The sequence below is a fragment of the Desulfolithobacter sp. genome (genome assembly GCF_054025815.1).
Genome location: NZ_JBPMMS010000020.1, coordinates 37,904 through 63,969 on the forward strand (window position 1 = coordinate 37,904; position 26,066 = coordinate 63,969).

A 26,066-nucleotide genomic window follows, 5' to 3' on the forward strand; every position below is an offset into this window, starting at 1 on the left:
AGGTTTACATGAAAATCCCGTTTGCCGCCAGGGCGGAAAACGGGATCTTCCTCATGAAACCATGCGCTGTCACCCTGGCCGGGGAAGCAGCATTATTTTGCGTTGGGAATAAACAGAGGTTGCCCCAACAGCCTGAAGTCCTTGATCAATTGCTGTATTTTCCCGCTCGTAACCCACCGGGTGAAACGGTCTGCAAGTGCAGTCTGTACCTTGGGACATTTCTCCTTGTTGATCGTAATCACACTGTACTGATTGAACAGGCCGGAATCACCCTCAACCACGATCATGAGCTGATTCGCTTCGCCCTTCTGAGCCATGTATTTTATCCAGGTTCCCCTGTCGGTCAGTGTGTACCCCTTCTTTTCAGCCGCCATATTGATCGTGGACAGCATTCCCTGACCAGTCTGGAGGTACCACTGCTGCTTTTCCGGAACCCATCCCAGGGCCTGCTTCCAGAGAGCACGTTCTTTCTTGTTGGTTCCTGAATTGTCACCCCGGCTCAGAAACAGGGCCTGCTTTTTCTCTATTTTCTTCAAGGCAGCGTTCGGCGTCAGACCCTTGATTCCAGCCGGATCCTCGACAGGCCCGATTATCACGAAATCATTATACATTACTTGCTGGCGGCTGGTACCAAAACCGTTTTTTACAAACTTTTTTTCCGCGGCCGGTGCATGGACAAACAAAATATCCACATCGCAGTTCCGCCCAAGCTGCAGGGCCTTGCCGGTACCGACCGCCACCCAGCGAAGGGTGATCCCCGTGTCCTTTTCAAACACCGGCGCAAGATAATCAAGCAGCCCGGTATTATCGGTACTGGTGGTCGTGGCCATCATCAGGGTTTCCCCGGCCTGCACTGTGGCAGCCAGCAGCAGAAAAGCCAGAACAACAGGGAAAAGCAGTGTTTTCAACTTCATTCTCAATCTCCTTGGTGAAAAATAACATCTATTCTTAACCTACACACTTCCCGCAAGAATCCGAAGAAGCGGTCAATCAGAATCCGGATACACGACCTTGCCGCTGTTTCTGATATCATAGCCGTCCAGGGCCGCGGCCATTTCCCTGAATGCATCATCCTGCAAAAGCCCGAGAAACCGTTGCACCGGTTTATCAAAAAACCTGCTCTTATGAATAAGCAGGTCAAAGCGTTCCTGGCGAAGGGGCACGAAATCCAGGCCAAGCAGCGTCGCCACCGTCTTGATTCCCGGCCCGACATCAGCACGTCCGGCCAGTATTTCCAACCCCACGGCAAGGTGGGTCGGCAGCTCGTTGTCATAACCCGGGATCTGTTCGCCGGAGACACCATGTTTTTGCAGTTCATGGTCAAGCAGCAGCCTGGTGCCGGTGGCCGGACTGCGATTGACCATGACTATATTCCGGTCACAGAGTGCGGGGATTCCATCGATACTTTTTGGATTTCCTGAAGCCACAAGGAGTCCCTGCTCACGATGACAGAAGTTGACAACCACCGGCCTGGGGCCGCTCAACTGCCGGTCAAGGTAGGCAAAATTGTACTCTGTCTCATCACTGTGCATGAGATGGGCACAGGCGATGCGGCATAAATTCCGATCCAGCGCCTGCAATCCCCCCAGGCTGCCGACAGACCCGAACGTGGCAAGATTTTCCGAAAACACGGCGTTGAACCGGGCAACGACCCGCTCCAGCAGGAGGTCATTGCTCCCGGCAATGACAAGCAGGTCATCATCCAGCGTCCCGGCCGGTTCAAGGGGACGGTTCAGGACATGGGTATCAACCCACCTGGTGACAAGGTGCAGCGGAAACAGCCACTTTCCCGTCACCTTGGTGGCAGGCAATCCCTTTTCCGAAATCAGGGTGTAGACAACCTTTTCATTGACATCAAGCAACTCAGCCACTTCCTTTGTGCTGAGAAAAGTTTTTTCACGCTCCTGTGCCATGCCCTCTCCTTATGTGGACGCGTGGACGAATTATACTCAAATACGGCCAACAGCCTCTCTGTCCGCTGCCGGAAAAACAGGTTAACCAAGAACAATATTTTTCCACATACAACCTGGGCCATCCATTTTCAACCAAAAACAACCAGGAATCACTTAAAACACCAACAGTCGTTTTGCCATCACCCCCCGGCCCCTCTCCCAGGCTGGTTTATTCGAAAGTCAGAGGACAGAAGTCAGAAAGGTTTGTGTATCTGGCGGGAACAACCCTGTTGTGCCCGGTGGGCCGGGAATACTGGTTTATTCGAAAACGATACGGAAAGGCGCGTTGAAGATATTCACCCGTTCCGGACGGGCATAGGCGGCAAGGGTCACCCCGGCCCGGCGGGCTATGGCAAGACCCAGGGAAGAGGGAGCCGTGCGTGACATGATGATGGGAATCCCGATTCGGGCGCATTTGAGCACCATATCCGAGGTCAGCCGACCGGTGGTGTAAATGGCGCCCCGCGGACTGAATTTTCCCAGCAAAATAGCACCGATCACCTTGTCGACCGCATTATGACGCCCCACATCCTCGTAAAACCCCTGTAACCGCCCCTCGGACCAGAAACCGCAGCCATGGACGCAATGGGTGGCCTGGCCAAGGGGCGAGGCATGGAGTACCTGGCGGATAAACCGGCTGATCTCGTCAAAGGTGATGGTGCACTCTTTCAAAGGATCAAAAGCCCCTTCCAGCATTTCCCGGGAAATTTTACCGGTACCCCCGCAACCAGAGGTGACGATAACCTCCCTGGGTGCAGACTCGTCATCCACATCGGCATAGACCGAGATACGCCCCTCGGGACAGACCAGTACCTCTCGCACCTGACCCGGCTCGGTGATGTACCCCTGGCCAAAGAGAAATCCGGCTCCGAACTCCTCCAGGCCGGTCTCCAAAACCATGGAGGCACCGATTTCCCGATCGTTAAGCGCCACTTTATAGGGCACCTCGATGGCCAGGCATTCTTCCCGCTCCTCCCGACCATCCGGCGTCAGGACAGTGGTGGTCTGCACAAGTGTTATTTGATCTTCCATCCTTCCAAACCTGTAAAAAAAAAATTTATGAATTCATCATGTCTGCCGCCTCGGCACCCCTATGATACAGACGCAGACCTTTCTCCGACAGGAAGGTTCGCCCTCGTTCGCGCAGGATACCGGGCAGGACCAGAAGCAGAAAAGCCGCATGGTTGGATGGCGGGCCGCCAGGCAGGTTGAAGGTCAGAATTTCCCGGCGACAATTCATGCACACTCCCTTATCAGGTCCCACCCGGACCCGGCGCTACCGGCTCCAATCAACAACAAATCGGGCCAAATAACAAGCCGGAAGGCTACGCTTCTTACAGGACCCATCCAGAGAATCATGAATCAGTTCACTGTTCTGGAATTTTGAGTAGTGAGAGGAAAACAAATCTGGTACAAGTGTACCATGCGAAATTTTGCATCCCATCCTGGAAAACACAGCTACCCATCCCCGGTCAGCTGGCAGTGAACAACAAAGCAGAAAGTCCTGAAACCATGTGGCATCCCGTTATGAACCGGAAAAGGAACCCGGTAAAAGCGGTACACCACTGGTGTGTCTGGCTGCTGGCGGCTCTTCTTTTTCCAAACCCTGCCACCCAGGCCATGGCCCGAACCAACGATTCCCTTCCACCGCTGGTTCTCGGCCAGTCCTGTGCGCTCAGTGGACCGGCCAAGAACCTGGGCCTGGAGCTGCGGGCCGGAATCCAGGCCTCCCTGGCCGAGATCAACGACCAAGGTGGAATCAGGGGGCAAAGTATCGTCCTCCTCAGCCGCGACGACGGGTATGAGCCGGACCGGGCCATCCGCAACACCCTGGAACTGATTGAAAACGACCAGGTCTTTCTTTTGATCGGGGAAGTGGGCACCCCCACTTCCAAGGCGGTGATCCCCATTGTCGAGCAGCAGCAGGTCCCATTTTTTGCGCCCTTCACTGGTGCGGAGCTTCTGCGAACCCCGTTTCGCCGCTACGTGATCAATGTCCGGGCCAGCTACTACCAGGAGATGGAAAAACTGGTCTCCTACCTCACAGACCAGTTAAATATCCGCCGAATCGCCTGCTTCTACCAGAACGACTCCTATGGCTTCGACGGACTCAAGGGTATCGAACAGGCACTCAGGCGCCGCGGGATGGAGCTGGTGTCCCGGGGCAGTTACGAGAGAAACACCATCGCTGTTATGGGCGGGCTGCGGGAAATATACCGGGCAGAACCAGAGGCGGTTATCCTGGTGGGAACATATGCCGCCTGTGCTGAATTCATCAAGCTGAGCAAAGCCAGGAACAAAAGCGCGCGGATATTTGCCAACATCTCCTTTGTCGGCACCGAAAGCCTCAAACAGGCCCTGGGACTACATGGAGAACAGGTGATAGTTTCCCAGGTCGTACCCTATCCCTGGGACACCCGTATCCCTCTCATCCGTCAGTACCATGAAGCCATGCACAAATACCAGCGGGACTACCCGATCGGCTTCATCACGCTGGAAGGCTACATTGCAGGCAAACTTTTTGCCGCCATTGCCAGGGCCGTACACGGTGAACTCACCCGGGAAAAATTCATCGACACCATGGAAAAGATCGGCCTCTTCGACCTCGGTGGCGTGGTGCTGGACTTTGGCCCGACCGATCACCAGGGCATGGAGTCCATTTATCTGACCACCATCTATCCGGCAATTCAGAAGCTGGTGGACGGGCCCGGGCAATGAAGAAAAAAGCACCTCCCGGATCCAGGAAGCGCCCCTCCCTCTCCTATGCCCCCTTCCGGGCCTCGCTCCTTGTGATCGCCGCCCTGGCCTTTTTCATTGGCATCTTCTGGATAATCAACGAATATCAAACCTACCGGGAAAGCATCGCCAATATCCGCCACACTTACCAGGAACTGTACCAGGCCCGGGTCCGGGAAGAAATGGACAACATGCTGGGTTTCATCGAGCACCGCCGCTCCCAGGCCGACCAACGGGTTGAAAACGAGCTCCGGGAGAAGGTCCGTACCGCCTACACCATCGCCTCGCACGTTTACCGTATGTACAGGGAAGAAAAGAGTATTATCGAGATGCGAACCATAGTGGCCGAGCTTCTGCGGCCCATTCGCTGGAGCAACGGCCGGGGCTCCTATTTCGCCGGACGTCTCGTGGATGGCACCATTGACCTCTTTGCAGACAACCCTTTTCTTGAGGGATTAAAGCTCGGACAGCTTCCGGACGGGCCGGACCGCTCGCTGCCTCCGGAAATCATCGAGATTCTCCGGGACAAGGGCGCGGGGATCTACCGCTACCAGTTCATGAAAAAAGATGAGATGGACGAGAATTTTCCCGGCATTCTTTTTGTCAAGTATTTCGCCCCGTTCGACTGGTATATCGGCGCCACCGTATCCAACGAGGCCATGGAGCAACTCCTTCAGGAGGACATCCTCTCCACAATTCAGGACATGCGCTTTGACAAAGACGGGTTCATCCTCTGCTTCCGCTCCGACGGGACCATTATCAGCCATCCGGAGAAAAAATTCATCGGCAGATCCATAACCGACCTGGTCGGCAGCCAGGGAACACCCTATGGCCGGGCCATGCTGGAGGCCGCCCTGAAACCGGATGGAACACATTATATTCACTACCAGATGAACCAGACAGGCCCCGGAAAAATCGGCCAGAGGCTCTGTTATGTCCAAGTCTATCCGGACTGGAACTGGATCCTGGCCACCGACATGTCCATGGCATCCATGGAAAAGGCCATTACCGAGGAAACGCGCACCTATGTAACGATTTCCTTCAAGAACGTCTTTATTTTCATCGGCCTTTTTGCCGTGGCAGTCCTCTTTCTTCTCGGCCTGGCCTACTACCATTCAAGCAAAATCAAGCACGGGATAAGCCTGTTCACCGACTTCTTCCGCAAGGCAGCCGACAACCAGGTCAAGATCCGAAACCAGGATCTGGACTTTGCCGAATTCGAAGACCTGGCCCGGCTGGCCAACACCATGGTGGATGACCGAATCCTGAAGGAACGCATCCTCCGCAGAGACGAACTGCGGCTCGATACCCTGCTCCAGCTCGGGATGATGGAAGGCTATGATATCCGCGACAAGTATGATTTTGTTCTCCATCGCATTGTCCAGATCACCGACTCCGCATCCGGCTACATCGCCCTGGTCAACAACACCCAGACCCATGCGACCCTGTGCTCTCGGGTTACCATCCATATCGGACAATTCGGCCTGGGACCGGACGATAACGCCACCCCCAGGTCAGTGAAAGAAGGCGGTCTGACAGGCGCCTGCGTACAGAAAAAGAAACCATCCATTCTCAACACAACAGACCGGACCAGCCGTTTCCCGGCCTATCCCTACAACTGGCCGGTACGTCGCCGTCTGGACGTGCCGATCATCAATGACTCCAAGGTGGTCCTTGTCGCCGGGGTCTGTGACAGCAGGCGCGACTACGACAACTCAGACATCCGGCAGATGACCATGCTGCTGGAGGGTATGTGGCTCCATGTCCTGAAAATCTGTTCGGAAAAGGAGCGGGCCATCCTCGAAAGACAGGTAATCGCCATCAGTGAGGAGGAACGGAGCAGGATCGGCCGTGACCTGCATGATGACCTTGGCTCGCACCTGAGCGGGGTGGAACTTCTGAGCAAGGTCCTGCAGCAGAAGCTGGAACAAAAGGTTCCGGCCGAGGCCGAACAACTCGCCACCATCCGGGAGCTGATCAGGGAAGCAATCGAAAAAACACGCCGCCTCTCCCGGGGGCTTTACCCTGTCCATATCAGAGAGTATGGTCTCAAGGCGGCCATCGAAGAACTGGTGGTGGAGCTGGAACAACTCTTCCCGGTCCGGTGCAGCCTCTCCATTGATCCACAAGTGGAAGAGGTTGCCACCAACCAGGCTTCCCATGTATATTACATCATCCGCGAGGCCATGTTCAACGCCGCCCGGCACGGCCACCCGGAAAAGATCGAGATCATCGTCCGGCGCAAAAACCGCTACCTTTCGGCGCGCATCATAGACAACGGGGAAGGATTTATGGAAAAGGACAGCAAAAAAGGCATGGGACTGCATACCATGCAGTACCGAGCAAAGGCCATCGGAGCCAGTCTGGACATCAAACCCGGTCCGACCGGAGGCACGATGGTAACCCTTGAGGGAAAGGTGTTCAAGTGAAAACAAAGGTTCTCGTTGTCGATGACCATCCCATCTTCCGCATGGGCATGCGTGAGCTGCTCAACCAGGAACAGGATTTCGTGGTCTGTGGACTGGCGGCGGGCATGGAAGAGGCCCGCAGAGCGCTGGCCGGGCAGGAAGTGGACATGGCCATCGTTGATATTACCCTGGCCGATGACAACGGCCTGGAGTTGGTCAGGGAAATCTGCAGCTCCGGCCGGAACATAGCGGTTCTGGTTCTGTCCATGCACGATGAAACTGTCTGGGCGGAGCGGGCTCTCCGGGCCGGCGCTCGCGGCTACATCATGAAAAAGGAGGCCTCCGAATCGATTATCAGCGCCCTGCGCAATATCCGCAAAGGACAGATCCATGTCAGCCCCGGCATGGTTTCTGTTCTGCTGGACAGGATGCACCAGGGTTCCCGGGGCCAAGGAACGTCCACGATGGACATGCTCACCGATCGTGAACTGGAAGTATTCCGCCTTATCGGCAGTGGCCTTTCGACGAGGGAGATCGCTCTGCGGATGAATCTGGGTATCAAGACCATCGGTACCTACCGGGACCGCATCAGGCAAAAACTGGGCCTGAAAAACGGCACCGAGCTGACTCGTCGTGCCGTGCTGTGGACCGAGCAGGAATCGCTCAGCCCCAATGAGCCCACCATGTAAGCAAAAACCCTACATTTAAATCAGCTTTAAACTTACAGTAAAAAAAGCTCCCTCCTGATTTATTTCCTTGCGCCATTAACTAATATTATATCTGATGGTAACAGGGTGCACAAAAACGTGAAACATGGCAGCAGGCCAGAATTTTTTGGCCAGACTCCATTGTTTCCTATCTCTTCCAGAGGATAAACCGTTTATGAAACAGTATTCAGCATACGTGCTGAAGTATGGCAAGGGAGCGGATCCGGTTTTTTCCTCGGTGCCCGCGCCGCAATATCCCAATACTCCCTTTACCTGTCCCGGCCACGAAGGGCGCGACATTCTCCTGGCTGGTGGCTTTCCCGCAATCCACCCCGATTCTCCCTACCCCCTGTCGCCGACACTGCAACTCAACGGTGACCTGGGAAAATACAGCCAGGCCGAGCTCACCACTCTGGCCCGGGCCGAACTGACCCGCCAAAGCAGCCAATCCTTCCGCTCCTATACCCTGGAATCGGACCCCAGGGTAGCGGTTCTTGCACCCAGGGCCTCGAGCCTGAGGGAATTTGTCGATCGATACGGCGGGGTCCTGGAGATCGAACCCCTGCTGACCAGGGGGCGTGATCCTGATTTTGTCACCGTGGACGATCTGGAGCTGCGCAGCACCGGTCGGGAAAATCACCTCTCTTTCCGGGTCAGAAACCCGATTGATCCACAGAAATGCACCTACTGCGGAGAATGCGGGCCTGTCTGCCCGGAGCATTGTCTTTCCGAACGTCTCTTTCTGGATCTTGATCGCTGCTCGTTCTGCGGGGAATGTGTCACCATCTGCCCTCAGGCGGCCATCGATCTCCATGGGGCGGAACAGAGAGAACTCACGGTTCCAGCGGTTCTCCTCCTGGAAGACACCGGTATCCCGCGGCCCCAAAAGACCGACACCATTTTCACCGAAGAGGAGCTGGATCAACTCTTCGCCTCTATCTATGCCGTTCAGGTGGAGGAGGTGGTTGGCTTCGACAGGTCTATCTGCCAGTACAGCTCCAAAACCGGTGGCGGCTGCACAGCCTGCCTGACTGCCTGCGGTCACAACGCAATCTCCATCCAGGAAGGCACCGTTCATGTTGACCATCTCCTCTGCGAGGAATGCGGCGACTGTCTCGCGGCCTGTCCCACCGGCTCCCTGCAATACCGGCGGTTTTCCGACCGAGAATTCGTGGAATACTTCAGCTCCATCGAACTGCGGCCGGGTACCACGATCGTCGTGGGCACTGAACAGGAGTTGCACAGCTTTTGGTGGCAAAACAGAAACCAACGCCGGGAAAAGGTTTTTTTCCTCGAATATCCGCGGGTCGAGGCGCTCAGCGCCATGCATTTTCTCTATCTCATGGCCCGCGGTGCCGGCCGGATCCTGCTCCTTGGGGTCGAAACAGGTTCCGCCAGGCCCCTGGCGGACCAAATCGAACTCACCAACCGCGTAGCCGCCCTGTTGCCTGAGAGTTCTGTTTTAATCCAATGCACCTCAGCCGCTGAACTGCCGAACCTGCTCAAGCTGCCGGCTTCGGCTCGCTGCAGCCTGTACAGGGCTCCTGGCTTCATTAACCGTCGACACAAGCTCACCGGCCTTTTGCACTTCCTGGTCATGGAACACGGACTGGACGCTACCCTCGAGGTCCCCCCCTTTGCTCGCTTCGGCCGGGTTGTCTGCGACCAGGACAGGTGCACCCATTGCCTGGCCTGCCTGGGTGAGTGCCATATCGAGGCCCTGAGCGCTGACAGTGGCAGTTTTACCATCAATCATCTTCCAGCCCTCTGTGTTCAGTGCAACGGTTGCGTACAGGTCTGTCCGGAAAAAGCCCTTTCCCGGGCACCTGGACTGAACTTAAGACCTGGTTTTTTTCAGTCCGAAGAACTGACCAGGGCTGAACCACTTGTCTGCAGCCTTTGCGGCAAGGTCTTCGGCACCAGGAAAAGCTTTAAAAAGGTCATGGCCGTACTTCGCTCCCGGGACCTGCTGGAAGACAACAACCTGCTGGAATACTGTAAAGACTGCAGAGTGATAAAACTCTACGAACAGGGAAGTCAATGACAGATGTAACCGACAGGGAACTGGGGCGGGTCCGGTTGCGGTTCCTGGATCTGATCAAATCATTTTTCATTAACGAGCCGGATGCCGAACGTATGAGCCGGTGGCGGGGCATCGTATCGGCTCTGGCAGGCGATGTGATCAATCCGGTTTTTGACCAGGCGGTCCAGAGACTTGGCAAAATGCTCGAAGAGAAGACTCTCAAGGAAATCCAGGAAGAGTACTATCACCTGTTCATCGACCCAACCAGCGAAGATCAGGTCAACACAGTAATGTCCTACTACGTGGATGGGCGCAGCTTCGGCCCCAGCCTTGTAGATTACCGTAATTTTCTTCAACGCGCCGGTATCGTCAAGGATGAATCGATCAAGGAACCGGAAGATTCCCTGGTCCTCATGCTCGATACCCTGGCTACCCTGATAGAGCTGCAGACAAAAAAAGAATGCGATACAACTTTGTACCAGGCCACCCTGCTGCACCGTTTTCTCGACCCCCTGTGCCAGGGTTTTACCAGGGCACTGCAGGCAACCGGCAAGGCACCGTTCTATACAGCCTGCGGGGATTTTCTCAGGGGATACATGATCCTGGAGAAGGGACTCATGGACGAAAGAGGAATTCTGGGTGAACCGGGAGAAGGGGACAGGAAAAAAGAATAACTGTTTTTCCCTGTCACGGATCCAGATGTGCAAACCTGAAACAGGAGGAGCAAGTATGCAACAGAGACAGGATGATTCCAGACGATCGTTTCTCAAATCACTGCTTGCCGGCTCGGCCGTGGCCGCCGGCGTAGTGACAGCCTCCCGCCCGGCCCGAGCGACCCGGACATCCGGGAGGCGGCAGGTACAGGACGAGGTTCTGTACCGGGAAACATCCGCGTTCAAGGATTATTACAAAACACTCAGGTCATAAGGGAGGGGTACCATGGCCAGAAAAAAAATCTTTACCAGTTCCACCTCGGTTCCAAAGAACAGTTCTTCCCGGATCACACTCAACCCTCAACTTGCCCGCCGCTCGTTTCTCAAGCTCTCGGCGGCCACTGCGGCCCTCACCGGTGCGGCAATGACCACAAAACTGACGACGACAGCCACGGCCGCCACGACAAAAAAAGCTGCCTATCCAGGTTCCAGGAAGGTCAAGACCATCTGTACCTACTGCTCGGTTGGCTGCGGTATCATCGCCGAGGTCCAGAACGGGGTCTGGATCCGCCAGGAAGTTGCCCAGGATCATCCCATCTCCCTTGGCGGCCACTGCTGCAAGGGTGCCGGCGCCATCGACATGGTCGCCAGTGAGAAACGGCTCAAGAGCCCGATGAAAAAAGTAGGCGGCAAGTGGCAGAAAATCTCCTGGGATCAGGCCATGGACGAAATAAGCAAAAAGCTGCTCGCCATCCGGGAAAAAGATGGTCCCGACGCGCTGCACTTCAACGGTTCGGCCAAGGTCTCCAACGAGATGGCCTACCTGCACAGAAAATTCGCCGCCTTCTGGGGCTCCAACAACATTGACCACCAGGCCCGTATCTGACACTCCACAACGGTGGCAGGTGTCGCCAACACTTGGGGTTACGGGGCAATGACCAACAGCCTGAACGATATCAGGCATGCCAAATCCATGATCTTTATCGGGTCCAACGCGGCCGAGGCCCATCCGGTGTCCATGCAGCACATCCTGTATGCCAAGGAGGTCAACAACGCGCCGCTGATCGTCGTCGACCCGCGCTATACCAAGCTTGCCGCCAAGGCAACCGATTTTGTCCGCATCCGTCCCGGTACGGACGCAGCCTTCATGATGGGACTCATCAACACCATCATCGAAAACAACTGGCACGACAAGGAATTCATCAGGACACGGGTCGCCGGCTTCCAGGAAATGGCCGCAGAAGCAGCCCATTACACGCCCGAGGTCGTTGAGGAAATCACTGGTATTCCCGCTTCAGAGACCAGGCGCATCGCCAAGCTGCTGGCAACCAACCGTCCCACCAGCCTTACCTGGTGCATGGGTGGAACCCAGCATCATATCGGCTCCTCCATCACCAGGACCTTCTGCATCCTGCAGCTGGTTCTCGGCAACATGGGCAAGTCCGGAGGCGGAACCAATATCTTCCGCGGCCACGACAATGTCCAGGGGGCCACTGACATGTGCATCCTCTCCCATTCCCTGCCGGCTTATTACGGTCTCAAGGACGGTTCATGGAAGCACTGGTGCCGGGTCTGGGACGTGGACTATGACTGGATCGTGTCCCGGTTCAAGGAAAAGAAATGGATGAACAAAAAAGGATTCACCCTCTCGCGCTGGTTCGAGGGTGTCATCCAGGAAGAAAAAATTGAGCAGTACACGCCCATCAAGGCTCTCATCCAGTGGGGCTGCGGCGTGAGCTCCAACTCCATGTTCCACAAGGTCAAAAAGGCCTATGACCAACTCGATCTCATCGTGGTGGTGGATCCCTTCCCCACCATGGCCTCGGCGTTGAGCGACAAGGACAACATATATCTTTTGCCCAGTTCCAGCCAATACGAAACCTCGGGTTCGGTAACCTCGACCTCGCGTCAATTTCAGTGGCGTTTCAAGGTTGTCGATCCGATCTACGACTCCAAGGATGATTACCAGATCATGGAAGAGCTGGTGAAGCGTCTCGGATTTGCCGACAAGTTCTACAAAAACATCAAGCAGGTCCCCGAAGATATCACCCGCGAACTGGGCCGGGGCTCTCTGACCATCGGGTACAATGGTCCCACACCCGAGCGGATCAAGAAGCATACCGAAAACTGGCATACCTTTGACATCGACACCCTTCAGGCCAACGGCGGCCCGTGCGACGGGGAATACTATGGCCTGCCCTGGCCCTGCTGGACCGAGGAACACCCCGGAACACCAATCCTTTACGATATTTCCAAGCCGGTTGCCAAGGGTGGCCTGCCGTTCCGTAACCGGTTCGGCCTGGAACATACCTACTCCATGAGCGGCCGGACAGAAAACCAGTTGGCAGCCAAGGGTGTGGCCAATCCGGGCAGCGAGGTCATGGGTGGCTATCCCGAGTTCAAGAATGTCGTTCCCGGAACCAACTGGAAGACCGACCTGTCCCAGAAAACCATCAAGGAAGCGATCAGGCGGGGCATGGCCCCCTTTGGCAATGCCCGGGCCCGCTGTGTGGTCTGGACCTTCCCTGACCAGGTGCCCGTCCACCGTGAACCGCTGCACTCGCCGCGGCCGGATCTGATTCCCAGGTATCCGACCTACGAGGACAAGCCTGACCACTACCGGGTTTTCACCAGGTACAGGAGCGAGCAGGACCCCGGCATGTCAAAGGACTTCCCGCTGGTACTCACCACCGGGCGGATGGTCGAACACATGGGAGCCGGAGCGGAAACCCGCAGCAGCAAATACCTGGCCGAACTGGCCCCGGATATGTACGCGGAGATCAATCCGAAAACCGCCAACGATCTTGGAATCCGCAATGGCGATATGATCTGGATCGAATCGCCGGAAGGAGGCAAAGTAAAAGTCATGGCCAAAGTTACCGAACGGGTGGACGAGGCCACGATCTTTATGCCCTTCCATTTTGGTGGCATGCTCATGGGTGATTCCCTGCTGGATAAATATCCCAAGGGACATGAACCATATGTCATCGGTGAATCGGCCAACACGGTCACCAACTACGGCTTTGATATCATCACCCAGATTCAGGCGACCAAAGATGGACTGTGCCGGGTCAAACGTGCATAAACCCTTTCGGAGGTATCAATAAATGGCACGAATGAAATTTCTATGCGATGTGGAACGATGCATCGACTGTAGCGGCTGCGTGATTGCCTGTAAGGAAGGCAACCATGTCCCGGTTGGTGTTAACCGCCGCCGGGTCGTCTCGATCAATGAAGGCAAACCAGGGGAAAAATCCATCTCGGTCTCGTGCATGCACTGCGCCGATGCTCCCTGCATCGCCGTCTGCCCGGTGGATGCCATCTACCAGCGGGACGATGGTATCGTCCTGGTGAACAAAAAAACCTGCATCGGCTGTGGCTACTGTTTCATGGCCTGCCCCTTTGGAGCGCCACAGTTTCCCAGTGGCCAGGTCTTCGGAGCCAGGGGCGCCATGGACAAATGCACGTTCTGCGCCGGCGGCCCTGAGGAAACCTTCAGCCGCGAGGAGCGCAAGCTCTATGGCCAGAACCGGATTGCCGAGGGCAAGGTCCCGCTCTGCGCTGCCATGTGCGCCACCAAGGCGCTGATGGCCGGTGACGCCGATGTGGTAGCCGACGTCTTCCGGGAACGGGTGGTCAAGCGTGGCTCCGGGGTTAAAGCCTGGGGCTGGGACAAGGCGTACAAGGAAAAATAACCCGTTCCATCAATACGGGCGGCACCGTTCCGATGAGAACGGTGCCGCTTTTACCTGAGGTTCAGGCCAACCCTTATTCAACTGGAATACCCCGATGAGGATGAAAACATATTCTCTTTCCATTGGCGCCGGTTTACTGGTGCTGGTATCCGGCTTTGTCTATGCCGGGAGCGTGCAGCTGCTGAGCGGATTCGGCTCAACGCCATCCACCGCCTTCCTGCATCAGTTCAACGAGCTCATTACCGGTAACTGGCAGGTCTATGGTCAGCAGTTCACCAACCTGCAGGCCTTTCTCTTTAACCGTGCCTTCCTGCTCATTATCACCATCGTGCCTACGGTTTTTCTGCTCCACTACATCACCATCGGCCCCAAAATCTTTGCCCACGATGGCGACCAGGTATACTACTTCAACCTGTTCTCCAGAATCATTCATCTGATTGGAGCTGTCTCCTTCTCCCTGCTGGTGATCACAGGCCTGATGATTATCTTCGGTAAGTTTTTCGGAGGCGGCACCCCGGTCCATACCGCCAGGCTGGTCCATATCGCCTCGGCCGCCATCCTGGCAGTGGACGTGCCGATCATGTTTGCCATCTGGTTTGTCGATATGCTGCCGCGCACCTATGACCTGGCCTGGTTCCTGATTCTCGGAGGCTACCTGAGCAAAAAGAAAAAGCCTGTACCGGCAGGCAGGTTCAATGCCGGACAAAAGGTCTGGTTCTGGTTGTGCACTCTGGGCAGCGGTGGTATGATATACACCGGTTATCTGCTCTACACCTTTCAGAGTCCGGTGGACCAGCTGCGGCTCATGGTCATTATCCATAACTTTCTCGGCATGGCGCTGGTGGCCTTCTTTCTCACCCACCTCTACATGTCGCTTTTTGCCATCAAAGGCTCAATCCACAGCATGATAACCGGCTACAAACCGCGGGAGGAAGTGGAGATACTGCACAGCCGCTACAAAATCTGATACTGCAGGCCATTCTCCTCCAGCTCCACAAAAACACCAGGCGGACCCTCAAGGGCCCGCCTTTTTTCCTCTGGAGAATGGATATGCCACCCATTGTTACCTTTATCGGCTGGCACGACTCAGGCAAGACAACCCTTGCCAGCCAGGTCGTTACCCACCTCAAGGAACGCGGATACCGGATTGCGGTGATCAAGCATACAAAGGAAACCGGTATCGTCCTTGATCAGCCGGACACCGACACCTATACCTATCTCCAGGCCGGAGCTGATTCCATAACCCTGATCGCTCCGGACCAGATGGTCATGCGCACGGAAAATCCCGGAATGGACCTGACCACCCTGGCCTTTCGCTTCTTTCCGGACGTGGATATGGTGATCGGGGAGGGATTCAAACAGGAGCGGCAGGTGGCCAAAATCGAGGTGGCCAGGGGAGAGGGCGAACTGCTGCGCAACCAGGTCAACGGCGTGATCGCCATTGCCACCGACCGACCGGTGACCGGCGATTATATTTTCCGGCTCGACGAAAGCCTGGAGATTGCGGAGTTCATTGAAAAACGCTTTCTGCAGGACCGGGATAAAAACAAAGAGAAAGTTACCCTGCTGGTCAACGGCTCCCGGGTGGTGCTCAAGGATTTTGTCCAGGAATCCCTTGCCGCCACTGTGGCCGGTTTTGTCTCCACCCTGAAGTCCACCGGCGAGATGGGCGAAATCGAACTGCGCATCCGGCTCACCTGACTTTCGGCCTCTACGCAGGACTCTTGCCGAAACGGTTATCTGCCCCTATGCCGCTTCACAAAGAGTCTGCCGCAGAGGTGTCCCGGTCCGAAGATTCCAGGAAGCGGTTCACCGCCGTCTCCAGCAGTTCCTGATAGCCCCGGCTGCCGTCCAGTCCCTTGCGGCCAAAGGTATAGTTGATCTCCAGAAAAAGGGGCTGATCGCTTCCCGGGGGAAAGATAAGATCAAAACCGGCCAGATTGATTCCGGTCTGCTCGCATAACCGGGCTACCTGCGCCCGGCCGATGGCCTGGAGCTCCGGATCACTTTCTGGATCGATTTCGCCTCCCCTGGTCACGTTTTTGTAAAACCCCGGATTGATCCGCCAGTAGCTCAGGACCTGATCACCGATGACCACCACCCGCAGGTCCCGCTCCACCCGGCCCACACATTCCTGGATCACGAACCCGTGGTATCCTTCATTTTCCAGCTCCTTGAGACGGTGGACCACTTCAGCCAGTTCCTCCCGGCTGCGGACAAGCCAGGTATGGGCTCCTTCCCCGCCGGAACTGGCCTTGACCACGCAGGGATAGACCGGCGGGGTCGCGGTGTAGTCCATGGCCGGATGATCCTGCTCCAGGGCCTCGACCCGGGGATAGATGCGGGTCTCGGGATGGGGCATGCCCAGGCTCCAGAACAGCATGGTGTCCCCCACCTTGCCCTCCCACCGGAACCGCAGGTCATAGTTGGGAAAAACCGCCGGACAGTGGCAGCGGACCAGATGGTAGAGTTCCCGTGATACGGTCTGGGGTAGCAGGACCGCACGGGATCCTCGGATATAATCGAGTTCCTCCTCTCCAAGGCTGCCGCGCTCCCAGAGAAACCGATCAGCAGGCAGCGTCGGGTGGAAGGAAAGCACCATCCCTTTCCCCGGTTTTTTTAAATCTATGACTCCTCTCCCACCACCCGGAAAAGCCTCTTGCGGGTGTACTGATGCACCTGGTTGCGCCCGCCTTCCTTGGCCGCATAGAGGGCCTGATCCACCTGCTGGATCAGATCCCTGCAGGTGTGTTCCTCATCTGTGTATTCGGCCACTCCCATGCTGGCGGTCATCGTTCCAACACCTGGAAAGTCGTGCCCGTTAATCCTGCGACGCAGTACCTCGGCCAGGGTCATCGCACCACTGAGATCGGTGGCCGGACATATGACCAGAAACTCTTCTCCACCCCAGCGACCTAGAATATCAGTCTTTCTTATGGTTGCAGAAATCAGCCTTGCAAACTCAACCAGTACCTCATCTCCGGCAAGGTGTCCCATGGTGTCGTTTACTCTTTTAAAATAATCGATATCAATCAGGATCACCGAAAACACCTGTCTGTTTCTGGTAAACAGGGCCTGCTGCATGTTGAGAATTTCGTCAAGCTTGAGACGATTGTACACCTGGGTCAGCCGGTCGGTTACCGACAGGACCTCGAGTTTACGGTTGTACTGGTTAAGCGCCCAGTAGCGGTAGAGCAGAAACAATCCCACCATCCCGATCCCCGAGAGGATCTTCCACAACAGCGTATAATCAATACCTTTTTCATACTTGACAGAGATCCAGCGGTTCAATATCTGCTGCTGTCGTTCCGGGGCAATGGTGGCGATCGCCTTGTTCAGGACCGAGAGCAGGAGCGGTTCGTCGTTTCGTACGCCGAGCTTGAGCTCCAGGGTTTCATCGAACTTGCCGGCAATCTTCAGGGTACCAACATACTGGTTCTGGATCGCATAGCCAATGGTCGGCAGGGTATCGATAAAGCCGTAGAGCTGCCCCTGCTGGACCTGATCCAGGCCGTCGGCCACCGATTCCACATCAACAATCTGCATCTCCGGGTACCGGTCGCGCAGGGATTTACCAAAGGCATAGCCCCGGACCACCCCGAACTTCCTGTCATGGATGGCGGTGATATCGGGCACGAACAGCTCCTCGGTCCGGGTGGCCAGGACCAGGGGCAGGTTGAGATAGGGAATGGTGAAGTCAAGAAATTCCCGCCGCTCGGGGGTCTCCAGGGCCAGAGTGAGAATGTCGCACTTCCTCTGCCGGGCAAATTCAATGCTCTGGTTCCAGCTGGTGGTGGGGACCAGCTGGATCGGGATACCCAGTTCCTTCTGGAAAATTTCCACGTAATCGGCAGCAATTCCGATATGATGCCCTTCTTCCATCCGTTCCAGCGGCATACGATCCGGGTCGATACACATGGAGATACTGCCCTTGTTTTTCAGCCAGCTGGACTCGATGGTGGTCAGGCTGACCTGTTTGCCGGCTTCCCCGTCCCTGGCCGCGGTCTCCCGGAACCAGCGGTCCTGGAGACGGAGAATCTCCTCGCTCGAGAGCTGGGCCATGGCCTTGTCGAAAATCGACTTCAGCAAGGGAAGATCTTCCCGGATACCGACCCGCAGCGCAGTTTCCGGAAAGACCGGATCGCCCACCAGCGGCGTAATGACCAGGTCCTGAAAAAAATACTCCTCCATGTAGTAATTGAAAACCGCATAGTTATCAAAAGCGGCATCGGCCCGCCCACTGAGCACGCTCTGCATACTCATGATGGTGTTGTCGGTAAGCAGAAGGTTGATATCAGAAAAACGCTCGCGCAGACGGGCCACGAAAGGGGTTCCCCGGACCACGGCCAGGACCTTGCCCCGCAGACTCTCCAGATCGGAAAAACGATCCCTGCTGCCCCGGCTGAGCAGGGAGCTCACCGCGTTGACCATGCCCCGGTCCGTCAGAAGCAGCTCCGGCGGGTTCCCGTCAACCGGTTCCACCAGCCCGACCATGTCGATACCCTGCTCTGAAAGCAGGGGGGACACCCTTTCGGACTCCACCGGCTCCTCCTGAAGAACAAAGTCGAGCACCAATCCCAGCTTGGACGCCAGGAGCCGCAGATAATCGTTGACATAGCCGCTGACCTCACTACCCCTGATAAAACTGAAGGGTGGAAAATTTTTTCTTGTCAGGACCCGGACGGTCTGATGTTCCTTAAGGAAAACCAGCTCCTCGTCGGTCAGGGCCAACTTGACGCTTGCCTGGTGGTCAACCCCCATGAACCGGGACAGCCACTTGCGGCTGAGCTGCTGCATGGTCTCGTCGGGAACGGCATCCATTGCCTTTTGCAGGAGGGAATGAAACAGGGCCCAGTCGTCACGGACCGCAATGTAGAGATCACTGGACTCCCAGCCACTGATCTCGGCCCGGGCCGCGATCTTGAGGTTGGTGAGCAGAAGTTTCTCAAAAAGATAGTTCACCGTGAAAAAGTCTTCGATGAGGGCATCGGCCCGGCCAAAGGCCACAGCTTCCATGGCCTCGCCGGTGGAGCGCATCTCCAGTATTCGTATCCCGGGATAACTCTCACGAATAAAGGTCGTCAGCGGAAGCGAGGCCGGCATGGCCAGTATTTTGCCATCCAGATCATCCATGGAACGGATGGTGTTGTTGGTGAACTGGGTGACAATCATGTAGCGTATGGAGTAGTAACCGGTTGTAAAGTAGGAAAACTGATGCAGGTCACCGGTTATATGACAGGTATGGAGAAGATCGATCTCCCGTTTCTGCAGGCGATCCACCAGCCGGTCCCAGTCGCCACTGATGACCTGGACCTGAACTCCTATGATCTTGGCCAGCAGACGAAGGTAATCGATGGAAAAACCCTGGGCCTCGCCATCCTCGTAAAAATCGTAGGGTGGACGGGAAATCTGGTTTGAGATGCGAATAACCGGATGTTGCCGGACAAACTCTTCTTCTTCAGAGGTCAACACCAGTCTGGAATCTCCCGGACCCGGAGCCATACCATTGGCAGCTTGGGCCGATGGAACATGATCTGCCCCGACCTCGTGAGCACACACATCCCGGCACTGCGCCCCAAGAAAAATACACAGGGCGAGAAAAGCGGAAAAAATGACCTGGCTCGCAGACCAGGATATATCACGTCCCGTTCGACGGGAACCGGAAAAACTGCTCAGTAGCATGGTTTTTATAATAGCACAAAGAAGCAGTGCCGTTCCAACAACAATTGCTCTTTTTCCTGCTTTTCGGTGGCGCCCTGAACAGAAGAGAAAACAGTGAAAGGGAAAATCCGGATTGAGGATAAACAGTTTGATAAATCAGCGGGGAATTACCCTGATTGTACGGTCGGGTACCAGTCGGCGGACAAACAGCCGCAGAAGGACAAAACTGAACAGAAAAGCGGCGGTCAGACGAACCGCGACAATGACCCAGTAACTGGCACCAAAGATCACAAACAGGAGGGCATCCTCGATGATGGAATGGCATATCATCAAAAAAGTGGCGATATAAAAAACATTCTCCCGGCTCAGGTGACCATCGCTGACCTCTCGGATCAGGATACCGGCCCCATAGGTAATACCAAGCAGCTGACCAACGATGATGGAAAAGGAGGTATTGACCTTTCTGGCATACTCCTGCATGAACCGGGTGGATTTCACCCAGTCCATGACAAAGATGATCAAGGTGATAAGACCGATTATCTTAAAAGACAGGAGAAGTGATCCAGCAAGCGACCCCTTTAGCATGTGCAGGAAACTGTCGTACCGGGCCAGGGTCACAGTGCCAGCGGTCACCTGATCCCCGAAAAAAGAATCCGGCATCAGCATTACCGGCCCGACACTGACAAAGGCCATGAGGACCCGGAGCAGGACCGAGTACCAGTAAGCCACGCCCAATTTCCTCATCACCGCCGATTCCACCGGCAGGGAATGACAGACGCCAAGAAAAACCGCAAGAATGGTCCATTGGTAGGGGCTCAGTCCCAGGGGAGCGGCAAAGGCAATGGCCGCATACAGGTTGAGAAACACACCGCCGGCTATGGCCATGGCCGCCTCGGCCGGCAACTGCAGGATCGAGGTCACCGGCGCAAAGAGAAAAGTGATGTGGTGCAGAAGATCGAGATAGAGCAGAATGTCGGCGAGAACATAGAGAGGAATGATCAGCTTGAGGATGAGGAAGCCACTGCGCAGGGCAGCGCGCAGACTTTCCCGAAAGGAAAAACCCATGGTAATTCTCCGGACCCGGCAACAGTCAGCTGTTGCGTTTGGTACCCCTGCAGGTGAAGGCCTTGGCAATCATCTTGTAGAAGCTGCCTTTGTCGATGCCGATATCCTTACCACAGCTGCAGTACACCCGGCCATCACGGATTTGGGCCCCGAATATTTTTTTTATCCGGTCCTTGTGACAGCGAAGGACCTCTCCGGGTCCGATCTTGTCATAACGCCAGAGTTTTCTTTTACAGGCAGCACAACGAATAACGAGCATATCAAATCTTCTGGTGGATCCGTTCCAGCTCCTCGGGGTCGGAAAACTTATGGACCCGAACCTTGCGGCTCCGCGGAAACTCCCGTTTAACAAGCGTCTTGAGCAACCGTGGCAGATCACCGGGATCAACTTCCATTTCCTGCTCCACATAGCCCCGCTCCCGGACAAGAACCCTGCCGTTTTCCTGGCAGATCAAGGCGATGGTACGGTTGCGCTTGTACGACATCAGTTCGAGGCCACCCGGAGGAGCCATTCTGCCCAGGAGGCGCACAACATGAGTCCGCAGAGAATCGATATTAACAAGCGACACGAAACTTTCGTCAGAAATAGAGAATTCTGTCCAGCAGGGAACGGGACGGCGGAGTGATCTCGTCCATGTCCTGGAATTCAAATCCCAGCATCCGCAGGGTGTTTTCATCCAGGCACAGCCTCTTATCCCAGGTGGAAACAATGGTCCGGTCGGCAGGCCTGACAAGGTGGACCGACAGGTACAGAACCCGGCTGCTCAGGGTGTAGGTTCCAACCACCACAGCCTGGGCCTGTTGTTTACGGGAAAGAGTTTCCAGGTCACGCGACAGCATGAACTCCCCGGACCCGGAACGGACCAGCAGGTTGTTGCGGAGTTTGAGTTCCCGGACCGTAAACCCCTTGCGGACAAAGCCGGAGGCCAGGTGATTCTGTAGACTGCGACCAAAGGATGAGGCCTGTTCAAGATTATTGTTGTCTACTATGGTTGTGACCAGGATGGGTTGGCGTGGATGCAAAGGTGGAGAGGCTTCCGATATCAGTTCATCGCTGATCTCACGTCCCAGGCCGACAAGATCAATCCCTGATCCCAAAACCTGCTCGAATGGCGTACAGTTCAACCTGCTGCAGCCACCGGCAAGCATCAGCAACCCCACTCCTGCGAGCAGCCATCCCATTTCTTTCATCCGCCGTAACCATGTCATCGTGGAGAGCATGATACCTTACATCCCTGCGCTGATCAACTCGATTTCAGTGGTCGGCGGCGCAGCCCGATACTGCCAGAAATCCGGGTCATCTATGTAGTAGATATCGGAGCGGTGCATGAGATAACGGCTGTTGTTGACAATGGAAGTTGAAACAACCACCTCGTACCGGCCGGTATTCTCGTAGGTTGAAGCGGCGACGTCGGCGAACATCGAACCCAGCAGGGTAAGATAATCGGAGGAAACATGCCGGAGAACAGTGATACCGCTGCCCAGCAATGTCAGCATCCCGGGCCAGACCCTCTGACTTATATTGCCGCTGTCCCGGTGATTGATCACCTGGACCTTGTATTCCACCACCAGGCCGTTTTGTCCCGGGCTGTTCAGGGTCGGCACTCCGAACTGGACCAGTCTCGTTACCAGGAGATCGTGAAATGCCTCGTCAAAGGGTGCGGTGCCGGAGAGATCACCTTGCCCCTCGCCGATGCCGGAAGAACGAACATAAACCGGCGTTTCAAGGTATCCCTGCCGGATTAACTCGTTGTTGATCTCGTTGGCCACATCCAGCGCCAGGACATCCCAGTGATGGACCGCCTGCATTTTACGCTGCTCGGTAGCAGGATACCCGACCGGCTGGGGAGTATGACTGCAGCCGAAAAGAAACAACAGAACAACAAGGGGAAAAATTCTCATAACAGACATGGCGCCCTGACCTGTAGTGATGTTTGAAACCTCATGAAGACAGCGGACAACTGCTGGACTGTTATCTCTTTCGGCAGGAATTGCGTGAAACTGAAGAACTTTTTCCTCCTGCTCCCATCCATGACCCGGCAGAAGTAAAAAAAAAGCCCGGTCCGGAAAACTCCGAACCGGACCACGGGAATCAGAGCAAAACGTTGAGCCGCTGTTCGATCTCCTGCTGGGGTACGGCGCCCACCAATTGATCCACCACCTGGCCGTTTTTGAAGAACAGCAGGGTGGGCACCCCGCGGATCTGGAACCGGGACGCGGTCATCTGGTGTCGGCTGGCGTCGAGCTTGCCGACAATGGCCCGTCCGGCGTAATTCCTGGCAATCTTGTCGATAACCGGAGCAAGCATCTGGCATGGCCCGCAGGTCGGAGAATAGAAATCCACCAGGACCGGCAGGGATGAGCCCGAGGTCACCTGCTGGAAGTTATGGTCGCCAAGCTCGACCACGCTGCCGGTCGTACCAGCCGGCATCGGCTGGCCACATCGGCCGCATTTGGGTTTAAGATGGGCCTTGGCGGCCGGAATCCTGTTTTTCGCCCCGCACGCAGGGCAGACTGTTATGGTGTCTGGCATGATTTCACCTCCTGTTCCTGTCATAAATCCATGACGTCGCAATCCTCTATAAATCCGATGGCTCGAGAGGTAGCTGCCGGTTGTTTACGGAGTTAACCCGACTGTTTCGAGCCGCAAAGGCAGTGCTCGGTTATGGAGCGCAAATCCTATTTTGACCATCACAATAAGCATTTTCCCCAGATTGTCATCACACCCCGCCCTTTTCATTAGTTGATTGCATTAACCTGGCGTCATGATTAGATTAGCAGTGATACGCAGTGCTGCCAGGGGCACAGGATGCCAACCGTAACCTTTTGAGATAACATGTGTATTGACCTCCACACCCACTCCATCTTCTCCGATGGCACCGCCACTCCCGAAGAGCTAGTCCAGATGGCCGCAGAGCGTAATCTCGGTGGCATCGCCCTGACCGATCACGACACGGTGGACGGAATCGAACCGTTTATGGAGGCGGGGAAGAAGCACCATGTCAAAACCATGGCCGGTATCGAAATCAGTGCCCAGCACCGTGGATTCTCCCTCCACATCCTGGGATATGGCCTGGACACAAGCTGTAATTCCCTGCACAGCTGGCTCTTACGGGTTCAACAGGGACGAATCGAACGCAACCGGAAAATTCTCCTTAAACTGCGGGAACTGGGACTGAAAATCGAAGACCAGGAACTGGAGCATTTCTCCTGTTATGGCCAGACCGGACGGCCCCATATCGCAAGGCTGCTGATGAAAAAGGGAGTAGTCAGGACCATGGATCAGGCCTTCAGCCAGTATCTGCGCCGGGGCCGGGCTGCCTGGTGTGCCCGTTTTGCCTACACGGCCGCAGAGACCATCTCCATGATCCACGAGGCGGGCGGCGTGGCGGTCCTGGCCCACCCGGGTCAGATCGATCCCCGAATACGCATACAACCGCTGCTGATTCGCGAACTGGTGGAACGCGGCCTGGACGGACTCGAAGTGGTCTATCCCGGGCATGGAAAAAAAATCCAGAAAGAACTTACCCGGCTGGCCCACCGGTTTGACCTGCTGATAACCGGTGGCAGCGATTACCATGGCGGTAACCGGCCGGGCAGCAGCCTGGCCGGCAAAAACGGCTTTTGCCCACCCTACACCCTGCTGGCAGAGCTGGAAAGGCGACTCTTTGCCGCCACAATTCCATAAAGAACAAGCAGAACAAAACCACAGCCCCTGACCCCAAACAGTGATCCAACCCCGGAAGATACCATGCACACCATTTTGATTGTCGACGACGAACCCAACTACCAGATCGTTCTCTCCGAACTGTTGCGGGACGAAGGCCATGAGGTTTTCACCGCCGATTCCGGCATTGAGGGATTACCCATTGTCCGGGATACCGACCTGGACCTGGTCATTTCCGACATGAAGATGCCGGGCATGGACGGCATCGAATTTCTGGTCAGAATCAAGGAACTGAACAAGGACCTTCCGGTGATCCTGATCACGGCCTATGCCGAAGTGGAAAAGGCCGTGGAGGCAATGCGGCTGGGTGCCTTTACCTATCTGGCCAAACCCTTTTCCAACGAACAGCTGCTGGCCGCAGTCAACAAAGCCATCGAACATTACGGCCTGGTACGGGAAATAAAAAGGCTGCGCAGCGAAGTCACCCCCAGGTCAGGGTTTGGCGGCATGATCGGCAAAAGCACCTCCATGCGGGCCATCTACCAGCTTATCGAAAAGGTAGCGCCCACTCCCTCGTCGGTACTGATCACCGGCGAGTCAGGTACGGGCAAGGAACTGGTGGCCAGGGCCATCCACAACCTGAGCCAGCGCAAAGACATGCCTTTTGTTTCGGTCAATTGCGCGGCCCTGGCCAGCAACCTGCTTGAAAGCGAACTGTTCGGCCATGAAAAGGGGGCCTTCACCGATGCCATAGCCATGCGCAAGGGACGCTTTGAACTGGCCGACGGAGGCACCCTGTTTCTGGACGAGATAGGCGAAATGCCCCCCAGCCTGCAGGCCAAGCTGTTGCGAGTCCTCCAGGAACGATGTTTCGAGCGGGTGGGCGGCAGCACCACCCTGGAAGTGGATGTCCGGGTCCTGGCAGCGACCAACAAGGACCTGAAGGACGAGGTGGAAAAGGGCAATTTCAGAGAAGATCTCTATTACCGGCTCAACGTGATCCATATTCACCTGCCGCCCCTGCGCGAACGGGTGGACGACATTCCGGAGCTGGTCAGCCATTTCCTCAAGAAAAATGCGGCGAGGCTGGGCAAGGAACGGCTCGATATCTCCCCGGAAGCCCTGCGGCTCCTGGTCAGCCTGCCCTGGGAAGGCAATGTGCGTGAGCTGGAAAACACCATCGAGCGGGCCGCCATCCTGTGCAGCAACGACCGCATCGAGGCCGAGGACATCCAGCCCGACTCATCGGATCTGGCCAACGTCTCGGAGTGGAGTTCGGGTCTCGACCTGAACCAGTTTATCCCCGATGACCTGAGCCTGTCTGAAATCCTTTCCGGCATCGAGGAGAAACTGGTGCGCCAGGCCCTGGAGGACGCAGGCAATGTCCAGGCCCGGGCCGCTGAAAAGCTGGGCATCACCAAAAGCCTGCTCCAGTACAAGATGAAAAAATACAAACTGCAGCGCAAAAAAAAGCAGTAAGATAATGGCCTGCTGGCAAG

The 26,066-nt window shown here is 55.8% G+C and carries 24 protein-coding genes; 12 read left to right on the forward strand and 12 right to left on the reverse strand.

Translation table 11 applies throughout. From position 1 onward, the window contains the following. Nucleotides 1–92 precede the first annotated feature (92 nt). The 4 genes from ACXJJY_RS05565 to ACXJJY_RS05580 form a co-directional block, all read right to left on the reverse strand. The gene (locus ACXJJY_RS05565) at nucleotides 93–914 is read right to left on the reverse strand and encodes an ABC transporter substrate-binding protein (protein ID WP_456385845.1); all 822 of its coding nucleotides are present in this window, start codon (nucleotides 912–914) and stop codon (nucleotides 93–95) included. A gap of 72 nt (nucleotides 915–986) precedes the next feature. Further along, nucleotides 987–1,913 carry a substrate-binding domain-containing protein gene (locus ACXJJY_RS05570; protein ID WP_456385847.1) on the reverse strand — a complete coding sequence of 309 codons (927 nt, stop codon included), beginning with the start codon at nucleotides 1,911–1,913 and terminating at the stop codon, nucleotides 987–989. Nucleotides 1,914–2,210: 297 nt separating this feature from the next. Then, complete coding sequence (gene fdhD, locus ACXJJY_RS05575) at nucleotides 2,211–2,984, reverse strand: formate dehydrogenase accessory sulfurtransferase FdhD (RefSeq protein ID WP_456385849.1); 774 nt, start codon at nucleotides 2,982–2,984, stop codon at nucleotides 2,211–2,213. A 25-nt stretch (nucleotides 2,985–3,009) separates the two neighbouring features. Continuing rightward, nucleotides 3,010–3,192, reverse strand: a complete 183-nt coding sequence (locus ACXJJY_RS05580) for a hypothetical protein (protein ID WP_456385851.1) — start codon at nucleotides 3,190–3,192, stop codon at nucleotides 3,010–3,012. A gap of 272 nt (nucleotides 3,193–3,464) precedes the next feature. On the opposite strand from ACXJJY_RS05580, the gene ACXJJY_RS05585 reads away from it, so the two are divergent. The 10 genes from ACXJJY_RS05585 (at nucleotide 3,465) to mobB (ending at nucleotide 15,875) form a co-directional block, all read left to right on the forward strand. Next, complete coding sequence (locus ACXJJY_RS05585; protein WP_456385853.1) at nucleotides 3,465–4,670, forward strand: ABC transporter substrate-binding protein; 1,206 nt, start codon at nucleotides 3,465–3,467, stop codon at nucleotides 4,668–4,670. Beyond that, complete coding sequence (locus tag ACXJJY_RS05590; protein ID WP_456385855.1) at nucleotides 4,667–7,117, forward strand: cache domain-containing protein; 2,451 nt, start codon at nucleotides 4,667–4,669, stop codon at nucleotides 7,115–7,117. The genes ACXJJY_RS05585 and ACXJJY_RS05590 overlap by 4 nt, the downstream gene beginning before the upstream one ends. Continuing rightward, entirely contained in the window at nucleotides 7,114–7,785 is a 672-nt protein-coding gene (locus tag ACXJJY_RS05595; protein WP_456385857.1) for a response regulator, read from the forward strand. The genes ACXJJY_RS05590 and ACXJJY_RS05595 overlap by 4 nt, the downstream gene beginning before the upstream one ends. A 193-nt stretch (nucleotides 7,786–7,978) precedes the next feature. After that, entirely contained in the window at nucleotides 7,979–9,847 is a 1,869-nt protein-coding gene (locus ACXJJY_RS05600) for a 4Fe-4S dicluster domain-containing protein (protein WP_456385859.1), read from the forward strand. After that, on the forward strand, nucleotides 9,844–10,500 hold the full coding sequence (locus ACXJJY_RS05605) for a TorD/DmsD family molecular chaperone (protein ID WP_456385861.1): 657 nt from the start codon (nucleotides 9,844–9,846) through the stop codon (nucleotides 10,498–10,500). The genes ACXJJY_RS05600 and ACXJJY_RS05605 overlap by 4 nt, the downstream gene beginning before the upstream one ends. A 55-nt stretch (nucleotides 10,501–10,555) precedes the next feature. Continuing rightward, the gene (locus ACXJJY_RS05610; protein ID WP_456385863.1) at nucleotides 10,556–10,753 is read left to right on the forward strand and encodes a hypothetical protein; all 198 of its coding nucleotides are present in this window, start codon (nucleotides 10,556–10,558) and stop codon (nucleotides 10,751–10,753) included. Between the two features lie 12 nt (nucleotides 10,754–10,765). Beyond that, nucleotides 10,766–13,564, forward strand: coding sequence for a formate dehydrogenase subunit alpha (locus ACXJJY_RS05615; RefSeq protein WP_456385865.1), 2,799 nt, complete (start codon nucleotides 10,766–10,768; stop codon nucleotides 13,562–13,564). Between the two features lie 22 nt (nucleotides 13,565–13,586). Continuing rightward, on the forward strand, nucleotides 13,587–14,174 hold the full coding sequence (gene fdh3B / locus ACXJJY_RS05620) for a formate dehydrogenase FDH3 subunit beta (RefSeq protein WP_456385867.1): 588 nt from the start codon (nucleotides 13,587–13,589) through the stop codon (nucleotides 14,172–14,174). A gap of 100 nt (nucleotides 14,175–14,274) precedes the next feature. Then, the gene (locus ACXJJY_RS05625) at nucleotides 14,275–15,141 is read left to right on the forward strand and encodes a formate dehydrogenase subunit gamma (RefSeq protein ID WP_456385869.1); all 867 of its coding nucleotides are present in this window, start codon (nucleotides 14,275–14,277) and stop codon (nucleotides 15,139–15,141) included. Nucleotides 15,142–15,224: 83 nt separating this feature from the next. Beyond that, on the forward strand, nucleotides 15,225–15,875 hold the full coding sequence (gene mobB, locus ACXJJY_RS05630; RefSeq protein ID WP_456385871.1) for a molybdopterin-guanine dinucleotide biosynthesis protein B: 651 nt from the start codon (nucleotides 15,225–15,227) through the stop codon (nucleotides 15,873–15,875). A 55-nt stretch (nucleotides 15,876–15,930) separates the two neighbouring features. On the opposite strand, the gene ACXJJY_RS05635 is transcribed toward mobB, so the two are convergent. From ACXJJY_RS05635 to trxA, 8 genes are all read right to left on the reverse strand, one after another. Next, nucleotides 15,931–16,776 (reverse strand): ATP-grasp domain-containing protein, encoded by an 846-nt coding sequence (locus tag ACXJJY_RS05635; RefSeq protein WP_456385873.1) that lies wholly within the window; start codon nucleotides 16,774–16,776, stop codon nucleotides 15,931–15,933. 23 nt (nucleotides 16,777–16,799) lie between these two features. Further along, nucleotides 16,800–19,646: a transporter substrate-binding domain-containing diguanylate cyclase gene (locus ACXJJY_RS05640; protein WP_456385875.1), complete on the reverse strand. Its 2,847-nt coding sequence runs from the start codon at nucleotides 19,644–19,646 to the stop codon at nucleotides 16,800–16,802. A 345-nt stretch (nucleotides 19,647–19,991) separates the two neighbouring features. Beyond that, entirely contained in the window at nucleotides 19,992–20,900 is a 909-nt protein-coding gene (locus ACXJJY_RS05645) for a nucleoside recognition protein (protein ID WP_456385877.1), read from the reverse strand. A 25-nt stretch (nucleotides 20,901–20,925) separates the two neighbouring features. Then, complete coding sequence (locus tag ACXJJY_RS05650) at nucleotides 20,926–21,159, reverse strand: hypothetical protein (RefSeq protein ID WP_456385879.1); 234 nt, start codon at nucleotides 21,157–21,159, stop codon at nucleotides 20,926–20,928. 1 nt (nucleotide 21,160) lies between these two features. Further along, entirely contained in the window at nucleotides 21,161–21,469 is a 309-nt protein-coding gene (locus ACXJJY_RS05655) for a hypothetical protein (RefSeq protein WP_456385881.1), read from the reverse strand. Between the two features lie 10 nt (nucleotides 21,470–21,479). Further along, on the reverse strand, nucleotides 21,480–22,091 hold the full coding sequence (locus ACXJJY_RS05660; RefSeq protein ID WP_456385883.1) for a FlgO family outer membrane protein: 612 nt from the start codon (nucleotides 22,089–22,091) through the stop codon (nucleotides 21,480–21,482). Between the two features lie 36 nt (nucleotides 22,092–22,127). Then, nucleotides 22,128–22,811 carry a hypothetical protein gene (locus ACXJJY_RS05665; RefSeq protein ID WP_456385885.1) on the reverse strand — a complete coding sequence of 228 codons (684 nt, stop codon included), beginning with the start codon at nucleotides 22,809–22,811 and terminating at the stop codon, nucleotides 22,128–22,130. 181 nt (nucleotides 22,812–22,992) lie between these two features. Continuing rightward, nucleotides 22,993–23,433, reverse strand: coding sequence for a thioredoxin (gene trxA, locus ACXJJY_RS05670; protein ID WP_456385887.1), 441 nt, complete (start codon nucleotides 23,431–23,433; stop codon nucleotides 22,993–22,995). Between the two features lie 303 nt (nucleotides 23,434–23,736). Between trxA and ACXJJY_RS05675 the strand changes: the two genes are divergently transcribed. Then, nucleotides 23,737–24,588: a PHP domain-containing protein gene (locus ACXJJY_RS05675; protein WP_456385889.1), complete on the forward strand. Its 852-nt coding sequence runs from the start codon at nucleotides 23,737–23,739 to the stop codon at nucleotides 24,586–24,588. A 63-nt stretch (nucleotides 24,589–24,651) separates the two neighbouring features. Next, nucleotides 24,652–26,046, forward strand: a complete 1,395-nt coding sequence (locus ACXJJY_RS05680) for a sigma-54-dependent transcriptional regulator (protein ID WP_456385891.1) — start codon at nucleotides 24,652–24,654, stop codon at nucleotides 26,044–26,046. The last annotated feature ends 20 nt before the right edge of the window (nucleotides 26,047–26,066 follow it).

Coding starts and splice junctions, on each gene's coding strand:
- ACXJJY_RS05565 (WP_456385845.1), bottom strand. CDS start 914: ATGAAGTTGAAAACACTGCTTTTCCCTGTTGTTCTGGCTTTTCTGCTG.
- ACXJJY_RS05570 (WP_456385847.1), bottom strand. CDS start 1,913: ATGGCACAGGAGCGTGAAAAAACTTTTCTCAGCACAAAGGAAGTGGCT.
- fdhD (WP_456385849.1), bottom strand. CDS start 2,984: ATGGAAGATCAAATAACACTTGTGCAGACCACCACTGTCCTGACGCCG.
- ACXJJY_RS05580 (WP_456385851.1), bottom strand. CDS start 3,192: ATGAATTGTCGCCGGGAAATTCTGACCTTCAACCTGCCTGGCGGCCCG.
- ACXJJY_RS05585 (WP_456385853.1), top strand. CDS start 3,465: ATGTGGCATCCCGTTATGAACCGGAAAAGGAACCCGGTAAAAGCGGTA.
- ACXJJY_RS05590 (WP_456385855.1), top strand. CDS start 4,667: ATGAAGAAAAAAGCACCTCCCGGATCCAGGAAGCGCCCCTCCCTCTCC.
- ACXJJY_RS05600 (WP_456385859.1), top strand. CDS start 7,979: ATGAAACAGTATTCAGCATACGTGCTGAAGTATGGCAAGGGAGCGGAT.
- ACXJJY_RS05605 (WP_456385861.1), top strand. CDS start 9,844: ATGACAGATGTAACCGACAGGGAACTGGGGCGGGTCCGGTTGCGGTTC.
- ACXJJY_RS05610 (WP_456385863.1), top strand. CDS start 10,556: ATGCAACAGAGACAGGATGATTCCAGACGATCGTTTCTCAAATCACTG.
- fdh3B (WP_456385867.1), top strand. CDS start 13,587: ATGGCACGAATGAAATTTCTATGCGATGTGGAACGATGCATCGACTGT.
- ACXJJY_RS05625 (WP_456385869.1), top strand. CDS start 14,275: ATGAAAACATATTCTCTTTCCATTGGCGCCGGTTTACTGGTGCTGGTA.
- mobB (WP_456385871.1), top strand. CDS start 15,225: ATGCCACCCATTGTTACCTTTATCGGCTGGCACGACTCAGGCAAGACA.
- ACXJJY_RS05635 (WP_456385873.1), bottom strand. CDS start 16,776: ATGGTGCTTTCCTTCCACCCGACGCTGCCTGCTGATCGGTTTCTCTGG.
- ACXJJY_RS05645 (WP_456385877.1), bottom strand. CDS start 20,900: ATGGGTTTTTCCTTTCGGGAAAGTCTGCGCGCTGCCCTGCGCAGTGGC.
- ACXJJY_RS05650 (WP_456385879.1), bottom strand. CDS start 21,159: ATGCTCGTTATTCGTTGTGCTGCCTGTAAAAGAAAACTCTGGCGTTAT.
- ACXJJY_RS05660 (WP_456385883.1), bottom strand. CDS start 22,091: ATGAAAGAAATGGGATGGCTGCTCGCAGGAGTGGGGTTGCTGATGCTT.
- ACXJJY_RS05665 (WP_456385885.1), bottom strand. CDS start 22,811: ATGTCTGTTATGAGAATTTTTCCCCTTGTTGTTCTGTTGTTTCTTTTC.
- trxA (WP_456385887.1), bottom strand. CDS start 23,433: ATGCCAGACACCATAACAGTCTGCCCTGCGTGCGGGGCGAAAAACAGG.
- ACXJJY_RS05675 (WP_456385889.1), top strand. CDS start 23,737: ATGTGTATTGACCTCCACACCCACTCCATCTTCTCCGATGGCACCGCC.
- ACXJJY_RS05680 (WP_456385891.1), top strand. CDS start 24,652: ATGCACACCATTTTGATTGTCGACGACGAACCCAACTACCAGATCGTT.